A 16,451-nucleotide genomic window follows, 5' to 3' on the forward strand; every position below is an offset into this window, starting at 1 on the left:
AGGTGGTTTCGTCACGGGCGGCTCGCTTCGCTCACGGCCCGGCTCAACCAGCGCCGGAAACCGCGGCTCAATCGGTCGTTTCGCGGCTGTAGCCCATCTCCCTCAGGTCGTCTGCCAACTGGTCGACCAACAATTCCTGATCCTCGATCAGGCCTGAGCGGCTGGCGCTGCGGGCCACCATGTTCGCCGAGACCGGGGCCGTCAGCAACTGCAGGCTGATGATCAGCAGGCACAGCCCGATGGCCCACCAGGTGCGCAGGCTCAGCGCCATCCCGACGGTGATGCTGATCAGGCCAAGCACCTGGGGCTTCGTGATGGCGTGCATCTTCGTCAGAACGTCTGGGAACCGGACCAGTGCGATGGCGGCGGCAAAGCACAGGAATGCGCCGACGAGCACGAACAGAGAGGCGAAGAAGTCGAAGTTCTCGTCGATCATGACTCACCGTCCGGGCGTTTAGTGGGGGGAAAGCGTCGTCTCGTCGCGTAGCGGTCGCTCAACATCCTCGCGATGGACACCGCGCTGGTGAATCCGAGCATCGAGAGCAGCACCAGAATCATCAGTTGCGTCGACAGGTCCGACCACACGGTCCAAAGGCCCACCACGGCCACGACGATGGCGACGATCAGATCGGCGGCGATGGACCGGTCGAGCTGGGACGGACCTGCGGCGATCCGGTTGACGCCGATCATCGCCGACGCGAACAGCAGGACGGCCGCGATGGACAGCACGATTTCGGTGGCGAGCGTCATGAGTCATCAACCTCCAATTCGGGGGGTTCGGCATCGACGGGGTGCATTCCGCGGGATCGCGCCTCCCGGTATTCGGCGATCTCCTGTTTCGATCCGAAGGCTGCCAGGACGCGGCCTTCCACATCGTGCGTCATGTCCTGGATCCGTTGCACCGGGTCAGGCCCGATCAGGTCGACCGCGTGCAGGTAGAGACGCCTCGGGTGCTTGACGACCTCGACGACGACCGTTCCGGGTACCAGCGAGATCAGCTCGGCGACCTGCACCTGGTAAAAATCGTTGTCACTATCGAGGTCGACCCTGATGATGCCCGCGTTCAGGTCCACCGGCCGCGCGAACGCCAACGACACCATCCGTACGGATGACACCACCAGGTCGTGCAGCAGATGCCACAGGAGCAGCGCGCAGCCGATCGGGTGGAACCGCCCCTCCCAGTTGATCGGGGGAAGAGGGAAGACCAGGCCGATGAGATAGGCCAGCAGAATCCCCGACGCGATGATCATCGGTGAGATGCCGCCCCACAGGATCACCCATATGGCGGTCATGCCCAGCACCGAGAGCGGGCGGAACCGGTACCGGATCGCCGAACGTGAAGCGTGCCTCATCGCAGTCCCTCCGGTAGTACGACTTCGACCAGCGAGCCGTCGAGAAGTGCCTCGGCGGCGGCGGTGGCGTATTCGTAGAGCGGTCCGGCGAAGACGGTCAACGCGAGACCGAACACGATGAGCCCGATCGTGGCGCCCACCTGCATCGGGGGCATGACGCGCGGGTCGTCGTCGTCGATCTCGTCCGGGTCCTCGTCGGCGGCGATCGCCTCCTGACGACGCTGCTCGGTGGGGGTCACGCCCCAGAAGGCCCGGTTCCACACCTTTGCCATGGCCATCAGCGTCAGCAGGCTCGTGACGATCCCGGCCGCCATCACCATCCAGGTCAGCGGCGTGCCGACCTCCGCGCCTGCCTCGAGCAGCCCCAGTTTGCCGATGAAGCCTGACAGGGGAGGGATGCCGCTCAGGTTCATCGCGGGTACGAAGAACAGGAAGGCCAGCAGGGGGGCCGTCTTGAGGAGCCCTCCCAGCCCGTCCAGCGACGACGTGCCACCGCGGCGTTCGATGAGGCCGGTCACGAGGAACAAGGTGGCCTGGATGGTGATGTGGTGGGCGGTGTAGAAGATGGTCGCGGCCAGGCCGGCCGGTGTGCTCAGGGCGATGCCGAAGATCATGTAGCCGATGTGGCTGATCAGCGTGAATGAGAGCATACGTTTGATCTCGACCTGGGCGATCGCGCCCAGGATGCCGATCAACATCGTCAGGCCCGCGGCCACGAGAAGCACCGTGTTGTGGCTGTCGTTGGGGAACAGCAGCGTTTCGGTACGGATGATCGCGTAGACGCCGACCTTCGTGAGCAGACCGGCGAACACCGCGGTCACCGGCGCCGGCGCCGTCGGATACGAGTCGGGCAGCCATGACGACAGCGGAAACACCGCGGCCTTGATGGCGAACGTAACCAGTAGCAGGCCTTCGAGGAGCAGCTGCACTGGCGAGGACAGGTCACGCAGCCGGACGGAGAGGTGGGCCAGGTTCACGGTGCCGGTGGCGGCGTAGATGGCTGAGATCGAAATGAGGAAGAGCGACGAACTGAGCAGCGACACGATCACGTAGGTCGTGCCTGCCCGCACCCGGTCGGCGGTGCCGCCCAGTGTCAGCAACACATAGGACGCGAAGAGCAGGATCTCGAACCCGACGAACAGGTTGAAGAGATCGCCTGCGAGGAACGCATTCGACACCCCGGCGATCAGCAGCAGGAAGGTGGGGTGGAAGATCGAGACCGGGGTCTCCCTGCGCACCTCGTCCTTGTCCTGACCGGTGGCAAAGACCAGGACCCCAAGAGCGACCACCGAGGCGACCAGCAGCATCAACGCGCTCAATCGGTCGGCCACCAGAGCGATCCCGAGCGGGGCTGGCCAGCCTCCCAGCCACAACGCCAGCGGTCCGTTCGTGTTCGTCCAGTACATCAGGATGCCGGCGACGATGACGATACCGCTCAGACAGACGGCCGAGATCATGCGCTGGACACGGGGCCTTCGGGTCGCCGAAAGAGCAACCGCGGCGCCGAAGATCGCCAGTAGAACTGGGACGGGAAGAAGGTTCGTCATTCGCTCACCGCATCCCGCCCGGTGTCGGAGAACGTGGTGTCCTCGTAGGACTCGGAGGCGAAGTCGGCCTCGGCGAGCTTGCGGATCCGGGCGTCTTCCACGTCGTCTGCCACTTCGTCATGGCCGTGCAACTGGAAGCTGCGGTAGGCGAGCGTCAGGACGAACGCGGCCACCGCCATGGTGATCACGATCGCCGTCAGAACCATCGCCTGCGGTAGCGGATCCGAGATGTCCGTCCCAGCCAGGTCGACGATGGGTGGGGTGCCGGGTTTGCCAGCAGCCACGAGGAACAGCATGTTGACGCCGTTGCTGGCCAGCAGCACACCCAGCAGGATGCGGGTGAGCGACCGCTCAAGCAGCAGATACACTCCGGCCGCCACGAGGATGCCCGCTGTGATCGCGAGGATCAGGTTCGCGCTCATGAGCGACCTCCGTACCCGGGCAGGGCCTTGGTCGAGTGTGGGATCGGCACCGGGGCGATGCGTTCCGACGCGTGCTGATCGATGCCGGAGCCGAGGCTTCTCACCACGTCGAGGATCATGCCGACGACCACCAGATAGACGCCGATGTCGAACACGGTCGATGACACGAAGTGCAGCTCACCCAGCAGCGGGATGTGGATGTCCCACACGTAGCTCTGGAGGATCGTCCCGCCGAGGAGCAACGGCGAGACGGCCGCCACCAGGGCCAGCAGCAGGCCACCTCCCATGAGGCGCCCGGCGTCGATCGGGGCGGCCTCGTCGAGTTCGTGCCTACCTGCGGCGAGGTAACGGATCATGAGCGCCGTACCCGCGACGAGGCCGCCTGCGAAGCCTCCGCCCGGCCAGTTGTGGCCGGCGAGTAGCAGGTAGACCGAAGTCACGATCATCACCCCGAATAGGATCCGGGTGACGACCTCGAAGACGATGGAGCGGACCATCGGCGAGAGGGTCTGCCCCGCACGGAGCCACACCCCGGGGGAGTTGTCGGCCTGAGGTTCGTCTGGGCGATGCTCGAACACCTCTTTCGTGGTCGACACTTTGCTGACGCGTGAACGCAGGAAGATCAGCGACGCGACACCGGTTGCGGCGATGACCAGCACCGAGATCTCGCCGAGGGTGTCCCAGGCACGCGTGTCCACGAGGGCCACGTTGACGATGTTCTTGCCGTAACCGAATGCGTAGGCCCACTCGTACCAGTCCTTCGAGACCGGCTCGGCGACCCGGGCGCCGGAGGCGACCAGGGAAATCAATGTGACGGTGGCCCCGGTGAGGCCCGCGAGTAGGATGCGCCACCAGCGCGTCGAGCTGAGCGGCCGGTTGGTGAAGTAGCGCGGCAGTTTCCGCACGACGAGGATGAACACGATCAGTGTGACCGTCTCGACGAGCACCTGTGTCAGAGCGAGATCAGGGGCGCCGCCCATCGTGAACAGCATCGCAAGGCCGTAGCCGGTGACGCCGACGAGGAGCACGGCTCGGATGCGGCCGCGGGAGGCTGCCGCCAGCACCGCGGCGCTGGCGATCACTATGGCCACCAGCAGCTGGGGCCAGGCGTCGAAGACCCGCAGGGCTGGCCAGGTGCGGATCTGCAGCATCGCGAAGAGCGAGAACGACACCATCGTCATCAGGATGATGCCGAGGTAGATCGACAGTGAACCGCGTTGGACCCGTGCGGTCACCTCGACGGCGATCCGGTCGATCCCGTGCAACGAACGGTGGTAGCTCTCCTCGGCGGTGGTGACCTTGGGGAAGGTGGCCTGGATCGCGGCGATCCGGCTGCGGAAGATGAACAGGACGATGCCGGTGCCAAGCGCCAGGGCCGACATGACCAGCGGCCAGGTGAACCCGTGCCACAGCGCCAGGCCGTGGCTCTCGTGCCCCGTCGGCAGGGTGTCTGCATAGGGTTCGAGCATCGATGTGAGAATCGGCCCGCAGAAGCCGAGCACCAGGCTGAGCGCGCCAAGTGACATGGGAACCGCGGCCATCCCCCAGGATGGTCGGTGCCAGCTGAGTGCGGGTGCCCCGTCCTTTGACGCGAAGGCGCCCCACCACCAGCGCAGCGAATAGGCGACGGTGAGCGCGGCGCCGAAGGTGAGTGCCACCGCGAAGGCGACAGCGGCCAGCGGCGTGAGGTCGGGCAGCTCGCCCTCGACCATGTAGACGATCGATTCGAAGGCGGCTTCCTTCGTGACGAATCCGACCAGTGGCGGCATTCCGGCCATCGAGAGCGCGGCCAGCCCGCCCAGTGCCGCCAACCAGGGCACCCGGTAGCCGACCCCGTTGAGCTCACGGATGTCACGCGTGCCGGCGGAATGGTCGATCAGGCCGACACACATGAAGAGCGTCGACTTGAACAGGGCGTGTGCGATCACAGTGGCCAGCCCGGCCAGGGCGGCCGCTTTGGTCCCTACCCCGAGCAGCAGGACCATGAAACCGAGCTGCGAGACGGTGCCGTAGGCGAGCAGGAGCTTCAGGTCGGTCTGTCTGAGGGCGCGCCACCCTCCCAGGACCATCGTGATGGTGCCGAGGATGAGCACCGTCGGGCGCCAGAACGGCACCTCGGCGAACACCGGTGCCAGCACCGCCACCAGGTAGACACCGGCTTTGACCATCGCCGCGGCGTGCAGATAGGCGGAGATGGGGGTGGGGGCTGCCATCGCTCCCGGCAGCCAGAAGTGGAATGGGACCAGCGCGGATTTGCTCAGGGCTCCGACGAGCATCAACATCGCGCCGACCCCTGCAAGGGTCCCAGTCGGGGGGTTGGCGACGATCGCCTCAAGCGACAGGGTCCCCGAGCTGTGGTGAACCGCGACGATGCCGAGCAGCATCGCGAGCCCGCCGGTCGTCGTCACGATGAGGGCCGTCTGCGCGGCGCCGCGGTTCGCGCGCCTGGTCGGGTCGTGGCCGATGAGCAGGAAGGAGAAGACGGTCGTCAGCTCCCAGAAGACGTACACCATGATCAGGTCGTCGGCGGTGACCAGGCCGAGCATGGTGCCCGCGAAGATCGTCAGGATCGCAGCCGAGCGCCCGGATTCCAGGCCCTCGAAGTACCAGCGGCTGTAGAGCAGGACCAGGAACCCGATCCAGGTGACGATCATCGCCAGCACCCATTGGACGAGGCCCATTCGCAGCGTGAGCGTCACGTCCAACATCGGTATCCAGTTGCCCCCCTCCACGTGGACCGCTCCGCTCAACACCGCAGGCGCCTGCGTCACGAGCCAGACCCCGGCCGCGAGTGGGCCGAGCGACAGGACGTAGAAGACCTTTGAACCCAGTCTCTTGACCAGGATGGGGGTGAGCGCGCCGAGAACCACGTGGGCGGCGATCAAGGCATAGAGCACGCCAGTGGTCCCTTCATGGTGGGGTACGTGGTGGCAAATTTAGTTTAACGGATCAAACGAGTTGCCGGGATCAGGTGTTCAGCCGTTGTCTGAGCCAGGCCAACTCTTCGGAATGCTCTGCAATTTCGCCGGGGGTTTCGAGGATCGTGGCGGTGTCGGCGTCGCGCACGACCGAGAGCAGAAGCTCCGGGTCGATCGTCCCCGTCGTCAGCCCGGCGTGCCGGTCGGCGCCGCTGCCAGGTTCGTCGCGGGAATTGTTGCAGTGGACGACGTCGACGCGACCCGTGGTCGCCCTAACCTTCCCCACAAGACCATCGAGGTCGAGGCCCGCCGCGTGGGCGTGGCAGGTGTCCAGGCAGAACCCGACCCGGTCGAAGTTGGCCGATCCGGAAAGTGCCGCCCAGAGCCGCTCGATCGATTCCAGCGTCCTCGCCATGGCGTTCTGTCCGCCCGCGGTGTTCTCGATGAAGATCGGCACCTCCAGGTTTAGTCCGTCGACGCATTTTCGCCAGTTCTCGAAACCGACCCCCGGGTCGTCATTGGCGGTCACATGCCCCCCGTGTACCACCACGCCGATCGCACCTATCGCCGCAGCCTCGGTGATCGTCTGCTGCAGCAGCTTGCGGGAGGGGATCCGGATCCGGTTGTTGGTCGAGGCGACGTTCAGAACGTAGGGGGAGTGCACGACCAGGCCGACGCCGTCCTCCTGCGCGGCCGCCTTCAGCGTGGCGGCGCCGTCGGCAAACGGGGTGACCGGTTTCTTCCAACTCTGCGGGTCGCCGACGAAGACCTGCACCAGGTCCGCGCCCATGCCTGCCGCGTCGCTGAGCGGGGAGGTGGAGGAGACGTGGGCGCCCAGTGCGATGCTCATGGCGACACCCTATCGACGGTTGGACGCGACGGTCACTCGAAAGCGGTCACTCGAAGAGGACCTGATTGTTGAAGACCCACTGGCTGCCAGAGGTGAAGTGACCGTCGCTGAACGAGATGACCGTGGTCATGAGATAGGAGCGGCAGGCCCCCCGTCCGGTGGCGGACGTGTCGCAGATGGTCTTCCACTGCCGTCCCTCGGCGCTGGTCCACGTCGTCGTCCCGCCGACCACACCGTAGGCGCCGAGGGGATTGTGCTTCCAGATCGGCCTGGGTGACCAGCGGTAGGTGAGGGAGTTGAAGGCCCAACCGTCGGTGCGCTTGTAGGAACCGGCGGGGGTGCGCGTGATAACCGTGGCCCAGATCTCGGTGCGGCACCGGGCGGTGGAGGAGTAGTTCTCGCAGGTGGTGCGCCACTGGCGACCGTTGACCGTCCGTGTCCCCGGGACGGTGTAGACCTCCATCATCGGTCGTATCAGTTTGGCGGCCGCGATGGCGGACTCGTCATGCTCGGCGACCAGGAACCCGACGGTTCCGGGGGTGAGTTGCCACCACAGGAGGACGGGGGAGGCGTCTGCGCACCAGTAGGCGCCGGAGCCCAAAGACGGCACCGCCTGTTTGGGCATCTGGTACATGTAGCCCTCGGGGAAGCAGTTGCCGGTCACCGGCGGTAGCGTTCCAGCGTTGGTGGACACTCCGACGATCCGCTCACGCCCGCCGCCATCGACCGGCCCGCTGTAGACACACCTGGTGGGGGTGGCGTCCAGAGTGTCGGTCGGGCCCAGATGAGGGGCGATCGCCCGGTTCATGGCTGCGACGGTGGGGCAGGAGATCCGCAGCACCGGAGCCACTTCGTCCGCCACCGCGGTGACGGCACCGCCCGTAGCGAGAAGCGCGGCGGCTGCCAGGACCGTAAAGGACCGCTTCGAATGCTTCATCGCAACTCCTGAGACGTGAGAGTTCTGCTGATCCTGGGGACTCTACGGCGCACCGGGGTGGCAGGCCATGGTTCGGCCAGATCGGTCGACGGGACACGCCGACGGCTGCCCCGGACCGCTCATGTGGGGCATCCGAACGCGTTAGCGTAAGGGGGAAAGACTCCGATCGAGTGAGCGAGGAACCGGGAAAATGGCCTATTCAGACGGATACGAGTACCACATCCATCTCTCGCGTGGCGACATCGGTCGCTACGTGTTCCTACCAGGCGATCCGGGCCGCTGCGAGACGATCGCACAGCACTTCGACAACCCTCGTTTCGTGGCCTCGCATCGCGAGCACACCACCTGGGCGGGCGAACTGGACGGGGAACCGGTGGCCGTCACGTCGACGGGGATGGGAGGCCCGAGCACCGCGATCGCCGTCGAAGAATTGATCCACGTCGGAGCCGACACCTTCATGCGGGTCGGCACCTCCGGCGCGATGCAGCCCCAGACGCTGCCCGGCGACGTGGCCGTCATCAACTCGGCCATCCGTGACGAGGGCACCGGCCTGCACTACCTGCCGATGGAGTTCCCCGCGGTCGCGAACCTGGAACTGGTCAATGGACTCGTCGACGCGGCTGTCGACATGGGCAGGCGCTACCACGTGGGCGTCTCACAGTCGAAGGACTCTTTTTACGGTCAGCACGATCCCGACTCCATGCCGGTCGGGCCGAGGCTGCGTGAACGTTGGGACGCCTGGGTCAAGGGAGGCTGCCTCGTATCGGAGATGGAATGCGCCACGCTGTTCCTGGTCGCCTCCGTCAGGCATGTTCGGGCAGGCGGGATCATGATGATCATGGGGCACCACGACTTCGCGCCTATGACGGATGCGGAGAAGGATGCCTCGAAGGTCGAAAACGTGATCCCGGTGGCGATCGAGGGCATGCGCCGCGTCATCGCGGCCGATCGCAGACGAGGCTGAGCCCGGGACGGAATCCGGCCGCGGCCCCTGGAGCCTCGATGTTTGGTGGGAGTGGGCGTTGTCTGGGGTCTTGCGCTCGGGTTCTTCGCCTTAGGATCGTGTTGTTTGTTCAGGGATGAACCAACATCGCGATGTTAGGTGGGAGTGGGCGTTGTCTACGCGCGAGGAGGTTCAACCGGCGGTTGCCGCCCCACGCTAGCGACCAACGACATCATCGACGACCAGAGCATCGTCGCGGCCCAGCCGCCACTGCCGACCGATCTTCAGCTCGCCTGCCAGGTACTCGTCATGCGTGACGATCAGCAGCGCCCCACGGAAGTCATCGAGCGACTCGACCAGTTGCTCGACCGAGGTCATGTCGAGGTTATTGGTCGGCTCGTCCAGCACCAGGAGGCGGGGCGCGGGGTCGGCGAACAGGACCCGAGCCAGGGCGAGCCGGAAGCGTTCCCCACCCGACATGGTGGCTGGCGGCTGGTCGGCCCGCACCGCGCGGATCAGGAAGCGTGCGAGTAGGGCCCTGGCGTCGTGAGGCGTGCGGTGTGGCGCCGAGTCTCTGACGGCGTCAATGGCGCTTTCGAAGCGATCTAGGTCGTCGAGGCGCTGGGCCAGGTAGCCGACTGGGACGGTTGGCGGTAAGTCGATCTGCACGCCGTCCAGAAGTTCCCGCCGCCAGGGTTCATCGCCCCGCGCGCCGAGCAGCGTCGCCAGCAACGTCGACTTCCCGGTTCCATTGTCACCGGTCAACCGGATCCGTTCCGGCCCGGCCATCTCGAGCAGCGCGTCTCCGACTCGGAGCCGCAGCACCTCTTTGCCGTTGGGGATTGCTGTCTCTGGCAGCGTGATTCGGATGGTGTCTGGTGGTCGCGCCGCGGCGTCGGCTTCCGTCCTGGCCTGACCCGCCTCCGCGAGGGCAGTGTCATGCAGCGTCGACTTGGCCCCCGCCTTCTTCTCGGAGCGATTCTTGTAGAAGTCGACGGCCCCGCCCGTCACGTTGCCGAGGGCGCGTTCCTTCCTGGCCGAGCGGTCGCGCTGCGCCTGCCGTTGCAGCTCGGCCTGCGCCTGTCGTCGAGCACGGGCGAGGTCGGCGTCGGCCTCTCGCAGCCGGCGTTCGGCGGTAGCCTGACGCTCTTCTCGGTGCTCGTGGTACTGGCTGAAAGTGCCGCCGAAGCTGACGACTCCGCGCGGGTCGAGGTCGACCAGGGCGTCGACCCGTTCCAGCAGGTCGCGGTCATGCGACACGACGATCAGGGCCCCGTCCCATGTTTCCAGGGCGTCGCGGAGCCACCCTCTGGTTCGGGTGTCGAGATTGTTGGTCGGCTCGTCGAGCAGGGTGACGTCGGCGCGGGCCAGCCGTGCCCCGGCGAGCGCGATCCGGGTCGCCTCGCCACCCGAGAGCGTCGATGAGTCACGGTCGAGGAAGTCGACATCGGCGGCCAGGCCGAGGGCGTTGAGGTCGGCGATGGAGCGGGCCTCGATGTCCCAGTCGTCGCCGACGGCGTCGAAGTGGGCTTGGTCGACCGAGCCTGCCTCGATCGCTCGCAGCGCCGCACGGGCCGCCGAGATGCCGAGCAGGTCGGCGACCGATCCCGCCCGCGACAGGCGTTGGGGGACGACGTGCACGGAGCCGGCCACGCGCACCGCCCCTGAGGTCGGGGTCAGTTCGCCGGCGATGAGACGCAGCAGCGTGGTCTTGCCGGAGCCGTTGGGGCCGATCAGGCCGGTCAGTCCAGCGGGGAAGGTGGCGTGCACGTCGCTCAGGATGACGGTGCCGTCGGGCAGGTGGAACGAGGCGCCGTCGATGGTGACGGCAGGTGAATGAGCCATGAGGAGTCCTGGTGGTCGCTGGGATGCGGTCTTTGGGGACGGCACGCCACAGACGGTGCGTGCCAGGCTCAGTCAGTCACTCGGGCTCCTCGGTAGGGGTCGGGCCAGTCTATGCGGCGATGGGACGAAGCCGAAACGAGTCGTCCGGCAGGGCTGGGCGGGGGCTTGAGCACTATCCGGGGTTCGACGCGGATATGAACGATAAAACAGCTCCATTTGGGCATCGAACCCGGAATAGTGCTCAACGCCCGACCCTCACCGCACCCACTCCTTCGTCCCGTCCACGGGAAGGTGGCTAGGGCAAGTAGCCTTGGCGTCACCAGCGGCCCGAGGAGTCCACTTGTCCGAGCACATCATCACCCGGCTCCGGTCGGTCATCGCCGAATACGGATCCCGCCCCGCGACCCGCATCCGTCGGGACGACTCCTGGGAAATCCGCAGCTACGCAGAGTTCGGGGCCCGCATCGATCAGGTGGCCCAAGGGCTGATCGACCTCGGAGTCGAGGAAGGTGGCCGCATCGGAATCTTCCTGGGCAACCAGCCGACATGGTCGGAGATCGACTTCGGCGCCTGCACGGTGCGTGCCATTCCCGTCCCGCTGTACGCCACGTCGACGCCGGAGCAGATCGCCCACATCGCGGCCGATTCCGGGCTGACGGTGATGTTCGTCGGTAATCAGAGCGAGGCGGAGCGTGTGTTGGAGGTCGCCCCCGACCTGCCCGCCCTTGAGCGGATCGTCATCGTCCATCCTTACGAAGGGCTGCCTGACGACCTGGTTTCCTACGAGGACTTCCTCAAGGCCCCAGACGAGGCGGCGATCGCGGACCGGCTCTCACGCGCCGACGGCGACGACCTCGCCTCGATCATCTACACCTCCGGCACCACCGGCGCCCCGAAAGGGGTGATGATCCAGCACAAGGGACTCGTCGCGCAGTCGGACGCCCTGGACGAGTTCTTCACCCTCAGCCCAGATGACCATTCGCTCTGCTTCCTCCCTCTTTCCCACGCGCTCGAACGCGCCTGGACGGTGGTCGTCCTGCTGCACGGTTGCATGAACACCTACGTCGAGAACGCCCGCACCGTGGCGGAACAGATGGTGCTGGCACAGCCGACCATGATGGTGTCCGTTCCGAAACTGTACGAGACGGTATACACGACGGCGCACGCCAAGGTGCTGCGTTCAGCAGCGAAGCGCGCAATCTTTGCCTGGGCCCTTCGCGTCGGACGACACAACCAGTACGCGAACCGCGCAGGCCGTCAGCCGAGCTTGGGTTTGCGTGCCCAACTCAGGCTCGCAGACAAACTCGTGTTGAAGGCGGTGCGTGATGCCCTCGGCGGCCCGAAGACGGTGTTGGCCTGCGGCGGGGCACCCCTCCGCGTGGAGATCGAGGAGTTCTTCTCTTCCGTTGGCTTGCCGATCATGCAGGGCTACGGCCTGACGGAGGCGTCGCCGCTCGTGTCGTTCAACGCGCCGTCCGACTTCAAGGAAGCCACCGTCGGTAAGGTACTGGCTGGTGGTGAGCTGCGGATCGCGGAACTCGGCGAGATCCTCTATCGGGGCCCCAACGTCATGCTCGGCTACTGGCACGACGAAGAAGCTACTGCTGAGGCGATCGATGAGGACGGCTGGCTGCGCACCGGTGACGTGGGCTATATCGACACCGATGGTTTCCTGACCATCACCGACCGATTGAAGGACATCATCGTCACCCTGGGCGGGAAGAACGTCGCCCCGCAGCCGATCGAGGGCCTGATTCTGGCCGACCCGCTGTTCGAACACGCCGTCCTTCTCGGGGACAATCGCCCCTTCGTGACGTTGCTGGTCAAGCCCTCCCTGCCGCACGTCGAGGCGTTGGCGAAGGCGGGGCAGTGGCAGGGAGAGTTGCAGGACTGGTTGGCCTCAAACGAACTGCTCGACGAGCTGCGCAGGCGTGTCGAGGAACTGACGGCCAAGCTGCCGACCCAGGAACGACCGAAGGAGACCAGCGTCATCGGTGAGGAGTTCACGATGGACAACGGGCTTCTGACGCCCACGTTGAAGGTCCGGCGCCGGGAGGTTGAGGCACGGTTCAAGTCGATGGTCGACGACATGTACGCCCGGCTGAAAGAACGCCACGGCGGCGGCGCGAACTGAGCCGTGGCTAAGACGCGACGAGCCTGGTGGACGACCTGGCCAGGGTCGCTGGCCATGGGGATGGCTGCATTCCTGCTCGGGGCGGCAGGCCTGGCGACGGGGTTGTTGTACGTGGTCATCCCGCCCGCCGACAGTGCAGGCATCGACTTCGAGGTGCAGGCCCAGCCGGTCTGGCGCGTCGTGGTCGCCCTGGCACAGACGTTGGCGGGCTGCCTGCTGCCCGCCCTGACGGGGTACTGGGCGCGCAGGCGGTGGGCGGGCTACGTGTTGCTCGGGCTGGGGCTGAGTCTCGGGCTCGGCATCGTCGGGCTGGTCCAACTCGGCATCCTCTGAAGTCGCCCGCCCGGTGGCTGAGCCGCGTCGTGCCGCCCTTCGGTGAGGCTCGACCGGCAGGTGGTCGGCTTTCGGCGCCGCGGGCTTGGCACTGGGCCCGCGAACGGCCACGATTGGCACATGGGTTTGATGGACTTTCTGGGGAAGCGGTCGGAAGGGGGCCTGAGCGTCGACGAGACGCTGATGGCGCTCAGCAAGGGGGCCGTCCTGATCGACGTGCGCACCCCCGCCGAGTACGAGGCCGGGCATGCGCCAGGGGCCCGGCCGGTGGACCCCAAGGAACTGCGGGCGAACGCGCTGGACGCGATCCACGGCGACAGCCCCCTCGCCGACCGCGACGCTGCGGTGGTGGTCATCTGCGACAACGGGCTGAGGTCGTCGCTGGTGGCGACCCAGCTCCGCGAGCAGGGGCTTCTGGCTGAATCGGTGGCCGGTGGGCTCAGGGCTTGGGCCAAGGATGGCAACCCCGTGATCCCAGGTCCGTACCGGGGCAGGCGATGAAGCAGTTTCTCGGGGGATTCGCGGCAGGTTCCGTGGCCGCCTGGGCGGGGTCCGTGGGCTATCACTACCTGAAGGGGCATTTCCTCATCAACCGGCACGTCGATGCGTATCGCGAGCACTGGGAATCGAGGCTGGGTGACGCAAAGGACGGCGTGTTGCACTACGTCGCGTTGGGCGACTCGGCGGCGCAAGGGGTAGGCGCATCCCACGTGGGTGCCAGTTACGTCGCCATTTTGGGTGAGCGGCTCGCAGAGGCGACCGGCAATCACGTCGCAATCACAAACCTCTCCGTCTCGGGGGCGGTTTCGGGAGACGTGGTGGCTCGGCAGTTGCCGCTGCTCGCAGACCTGAGTTTCACACCAGACGTCGTGACCCTCGACATCGGCGGCAACGACGTCATCTTCGCCGCCGACAACACCGTCGATTCCTTCGCGCACAGCTTCGAAAAGATCCTGGCAGCCCTCCCGCCAGGAAGTTTCGTCGGCGATGTCCCCTGGTTCCTGATCCCCGGCCTGGCCAAGCGGTCAAAGGCCATGGCGCGGCGGGCCATCGAACTGATCGACCGGTACGGCCACCACCTGGTGCCGATCTACCAGTCGATGCGCGACACGGGCTACCTGCGGTACTACACCAACACGGCCGGAGACTGGTTCCACCCCAACGACAAGGGCTACCTGGCCTGGGCGGACCTCTTCTGGGCGGAGCTGGAGCGTTCGGGCAAAGTGGGTGATCTCAGGGAGTCGTGCTGATTTCGCCCAGTCGAACCGCTCACGGTAGAGTTGCCCGACGACCGACCTCATGGCCGGTCACGCCCTCCTGCCGCGGGAACGACCCGTGGCCGTTAGTCCGAAGGAGGTGGGGCTGAAGTATGCGTAAGTACGAAGTCATGGTTCTCATCGATTCCGATGTTGATGAGCGTCAGGCGCCCGCACTCGTTGACAAGCATCTCGAGGTCATCACCAAAGATGGCGGCACCATCGACAACATCGACATCTGGGGACGTCGTCGCCTTGCGTACGACATCAACAAGAAGTCCGAAGCGATCTACGCCGTCCTGCAGGTGACCGCGGAGCCCGCGACCGTTTCCGAGATGGACCGACTCATGTCCATCGACGAGAAGGTTGTGCGCACCAAGGTTCTCCGTCGCGAAGACTGAGTTCGTTATCCACAACTTCGGGAAAACCTGCAATAACTGTCAGTTGGTTGACAGAGAGTTACAGGTAACCCGGTAGTGGGCCGTCGGCCCACCCAAGTCCGGTCAATCGGAAGGCATAGAAAACATGGCAGGCGAGACACCCATCACGCTCATCGGCAATCTGACCGCCGATCCTGAGCTTCGCTTCACACCCAATGGGGCCGCTGTGGCGAACTTCACGGTCGCCTCCACCCCACGCACGTTCGATCGTCAGACGAACGAGTGGAAGGACGGCGACGCCATGTTTCTCAACTGCTCGGTCTGGCGTCAGTACGCCGAGAACGTGGCCGAATCCCTCAGCAAGGGTTCAAGGGTCATCGTCTCCGGCCGTCTGAAGTCACGCAGCTACGAAACCCGCGAGGGTGAGAAGCGCACCGTGTTTGAGGTCGATGTCGACGAGATCGGTCCCGCCCTGCGATACGCAACCGCAAAGGTCACCCGCACCACGGGTGGCGGCGGCGGTGGCGGCTCGTGGCAGGGCAATCAGGGCGGCCAGGGGGGCGGCAACCAGTCGCAGCCCCAGCAGGCTGACCCCTGGGCAAGCTCTGGCTCCACCGGAGGCAACCGCGGCGGCAACGACCCGTGGGCCCAGTCTCAGCCCGAAGAACCCCCGTTCTGATCCACCCGCTTATCTAGCCCCTCGGGGCTAGCTGGCACATTCCGTCGCAAGACGGGCTTTAGGGCATGACAGCCCATCCGAGAAGGAGAGCACCACAATGGCCGGTCCACAGCGCAAGCCTGTGAACAAGAAGAAGATCATGCCGGTGAAGACGACCCGCGTCGCCAACATCGACTACAAGGACACCAACACGCTCAAGAAGTTCATCTCCGAGCGTGGCAAGATTCGCGCCCGCCGCGTCACTGGCCTTTCGGTCCAGGACCAGCGCAAGGTCGCCATCGCCGTCAAGAACGCGCGCGAGGTTGCCCTGCTGCCCTACGCGTCGACCGCTCGCTGACCTGGAAGGGGAATTCGACTATGAAGCTCATCCTGACTGGAACAGTTGACAAGCTCGGCATCGCCGGCGACATCGTCGAGGTGAAGGACGGCTACGGCCGCAACTACCTCCTGCCCCAGGGCAAGGCGATCCGCTGGACCCGCGGAAACGAGAAGCAGATCGAGGGCATCAAGCGCGCCCGGGACGCCCGCGAGATCCGTGGCGTGGAACACGCGCAGGAGATCCGTGCGCAACTCGAAGGCCTAAACGTCCGCGTCGCTGTCCGTGCGTCCGAGCAGGGTCACCTGTTCGGCTCCGTCACGGCAAACGACCTCGCGGTCGCCGTGAAGAAGGCCGGGGGCCCGGCCGTCGACAAGCGCTCGGTTTCGTTCGCGAAGCCGGTCAAGTCTGTCGGCAACCACATCGCCAACATCAAGTTGCACGGTGCGGTCACGGCCCATGTGCCGTTCGAGGTCACCGCTCAGTGATCTGAGAAACCACTCGAACAGGGTCCCGGCTCCGGCCGGGACCCTGCTTCT

18 protein-coding genes are annotated in these 16,451 nt (G+C 65.8%); 9 read left to right on the forward strand and 9 right to left on the reverse strand.

The window, feature by feature from the left end; genetic code table 11:
• Positions 1-67 precede the first annotated feature (67 nt).
• From mnhG to BUC15_RS08670, 8 genes are all read right to left on the reverse strand, one after another.
• A complete protein-coding gene (gene mnhG, locus BUC15_RS08635) occupies positions 68-436 on the reverse strand; it encodes a monovalent cation/H(+) antiporter subunit G (protein WP_084189463.1) in 369 nt (122 codons plus the stop codon).
• Positions 433-750, reverse strand: coding sequence for a monovalent cation/H+ antiporter complex subunit F (locus BUC15_RS08640; protein ID WP_073187141.1), 318 nt, complete (start codon positions 748-750; stop codon positions 433-435). The genes mnhG and BUC15_RS08640 overlap by 4 nt, the downstream gene beginning before the upstream one ends.
• On the reverse strand, positions 747-1,352 hold the full coding sequence (locus BUC15_RS08645; RefSeq protein WP_073187143.1) for a Na+/H+ antiporter subunit E: 606 nt from the start codon (positions 1,350-1,352) through the stop codon (positions 747-749). Before BUC15_RS08645 ends, BUC15_RS08640 begins: the two co-directional genes overlap by 4 nt.
• Positions 1,349-2,899, reverse strand: a complete 1,551-nt coding sequence (locus tag BUC15_RS08650) for a Na+/H+ antiporter subunit D (protein ID WP_073187145.1) — start codon at positions 2,897-2,899, stop codon at positions 1,349-1,351. Before BUC15_RS08650 ends, BUC15_RS08645 begins: the two co-directional genes overlap by 4 nt.
• Positions 2,896-3,321, reverse strand: coding sequence for a Na(+)/H(+) antiporter subunit C (locus tag BUC15_RS08655; protein ID WP_073187147.1), 426 nt, complete (start codon positions 3,319-3,321; stop codon positions 2,896-2,898). Before BUC15_RS08655 ends, BUC15_RS08650 begins: the two co-directional genes overlap by 4 nt.
• Positions 3,318-6,218 (reverse strand): Na+/H+ antiporter subunit A, encoded by a 2,901-nt coding sequence (locus BUC15_RS08660; RefSeq protein ID WP_073187149.1) that lies wholly within the window; start codon positions 6,216-6,218, stop codon positions 3,318-3,320. The genes BUC15_RS08655 and BUC15_RS08660 overlap by 4 nt, the downstream gene beginning before the upstream one ends.
• A gap of 70 nt (positions 6,219-6,288) precedes the next feature.
• On the reverse strand, positions 6,289-7,089 hold the full coding sequence (locus BUC15_RS08665; protein WP_073187151.1) for a deoxyribonuclease IV: 801 nt from the start codon (positions 7,087-7,089) through the stop codon (positions 6,289-6,291).
• Positions 7,090-7,135: 46 nt separating this feature from the next.
• Complete coding sequence (locus BUC15_RS08670) at positions 7,136-8,026, reverse strand: hypothetical protein (RefSeq protein ID WP_073187153.1); 891 nt, start codon at positions 8,024-8,026, stop codon at positions 7,136-7,138.
• Positions 8,027-8,216: 190 nt separating this feature from the next.
• Between BUC15_RS08670 and udp the strand changes: the two genes are divergently transcribed.
• A complete protein-coding gene (gene udp / locus BUC15_RS08675) occupies positions 8,217-8,990 on the forward strand; it encodes a uridine phosphorylase (RefSeq protein ID WP_073187155.1) in 774 nt (257 codons plus the stop codon).
• Between the two features lie 195 nt (positions 8,991-9,185).
• Here udp and BUC15_RS08680 read toward each other — a convergent pair whose 3' ends face one another.
• Positions 9,186-10,814 carry an ABC-F family ATP-binding cassette domain-containing protein gene (locus BUC15_RS08680; RefSeq protein WP_073187157.1) on the reverse strand — a complete coding sequence of 543 codons (1,629 nt, stop codon included), beginning with the start codon at positions 10,812-10,814 and terminating at the stop codon, positions 9,186-9,188.
• Between the two features lie 340 nt (positions 10,815-11,154).
• On the opposite strand from BUC15_RS08680, the gene BUC15_RS08685 reads away from it, so the two are divergent.
• The 8 genes from BUC15_RS08685 to rplI all read left to right on the forward strand — a co-directional run bounded on the left by BUC15_RS08685 (position 11,155) and on the right by rplI (position 16,400).
• Positions 11,155-12,948: an AMP-dependent synthetase/ligase gene (locus BUC15_RS08685; RefSeq protein ID WP_073187159.1), complete on the forward strand. Its 1,794-nt coding sequence runs from the start codon at positions 11,155-11,157 to the stop codon at positions 12,946-12,948.
• Between the two features lie 3 nt (positions 12,949-12,951).
• Positions 12,952-13,281: a hypothetical protein gene (locus BUC15_RS08690; protein WP_139280173.1), complete on the forward strand. Its 330-nt coding sequence runs from the start codon at positions 12,952-12,954 to the stop codon at positions 13,279-13,281.
• A gap of 120 nt (positions 13,282-13,401) precedes the next feature.
• A complete protein-coding gene (locus tag BUC15_RS08695) occupies positions 13,402-13,782 on the forward strand; it encodes a rhodanese-like domain-containing protein (RefSeq protein WP_073187163.1) in 381 nt (126 codons plus the stop codon).
• Positions 13,779-14,531, forward strand: a complete 753-nt coding sequence (locus BUC15_RS08700; protein ID WP_073187165.1) for an SGNH/GDSL hydrolase family protein — start codon at positions 13,779-13,781, stop codon at positions 14,529-14,531. The genes BUC15_RS08695 and BUC15_RS08700 overlap by 4 nt, the downstream gene beginning before the upstream one ends.
• 119 nt (positions 14,532-14,650) lie before the next feature.
• Positions 14,651-14,938 (forward strand): 30S ribosomal protein S6, encoded by a 288-nt coding sequence (gene rpsF / locus BUC15_RS08705; protein ID WP_073187167.1) that lies wholly within the window; start codon positions 14,651-14,653, stop codon positions 14,936-14,938.
• A gap of 124 nt (positions 14,939-15,062) precedes the next feature.
• Positions 15,063-15,596 carry a single-stranded DNA-binding protein gene (locus tag BUC15_RS08710; protein ID WP_073187169.1) on the forward strand — a complete coding sequence of 178 codons (534 nt, stop codon included), beginning with the start codon at positions 15,063-15,065 and terminating at the stop codon, positions 15,594-15,596.
• Between the two features lie 97 nt (positions 15,597-15,693).
• Entirely contained in the window at positions 15,694-15,933 is a 240-nt protein-coding gene (gene rpsR, locus BUC15_RS08715) for a 30S ribosomal protein S18 (RefSeq protein ID WP_073187171.1), read from the forward strand.
• A gap of 20 nt (positions 15,934-15,953) precedes the next feature.
• On the forward strand, positions 15,954-16,400 hold the full coding sequence (gene rplI / locus BUC15_RS08720; protein ID WP_073187173.1) for a 50S ribosomal protein L9: 447 nt from the start codon (positions 15,954-15,956) through the stop codon (positions 16,398-16,400).
• Positions 16,401-16,451: the final 51 nt, after the last annotated feature.

Origin of the sequence: Tessaracoccus bendigoensis DSM 12906, assembly GCF_900141915.1 — a bacterium.
Lineage (GTDB): Bacteria > Actinomycetota > Actinomycetes > Propionibacteriales > Propionibacteriaceae > Arachnia > Arachnia bendigoensis.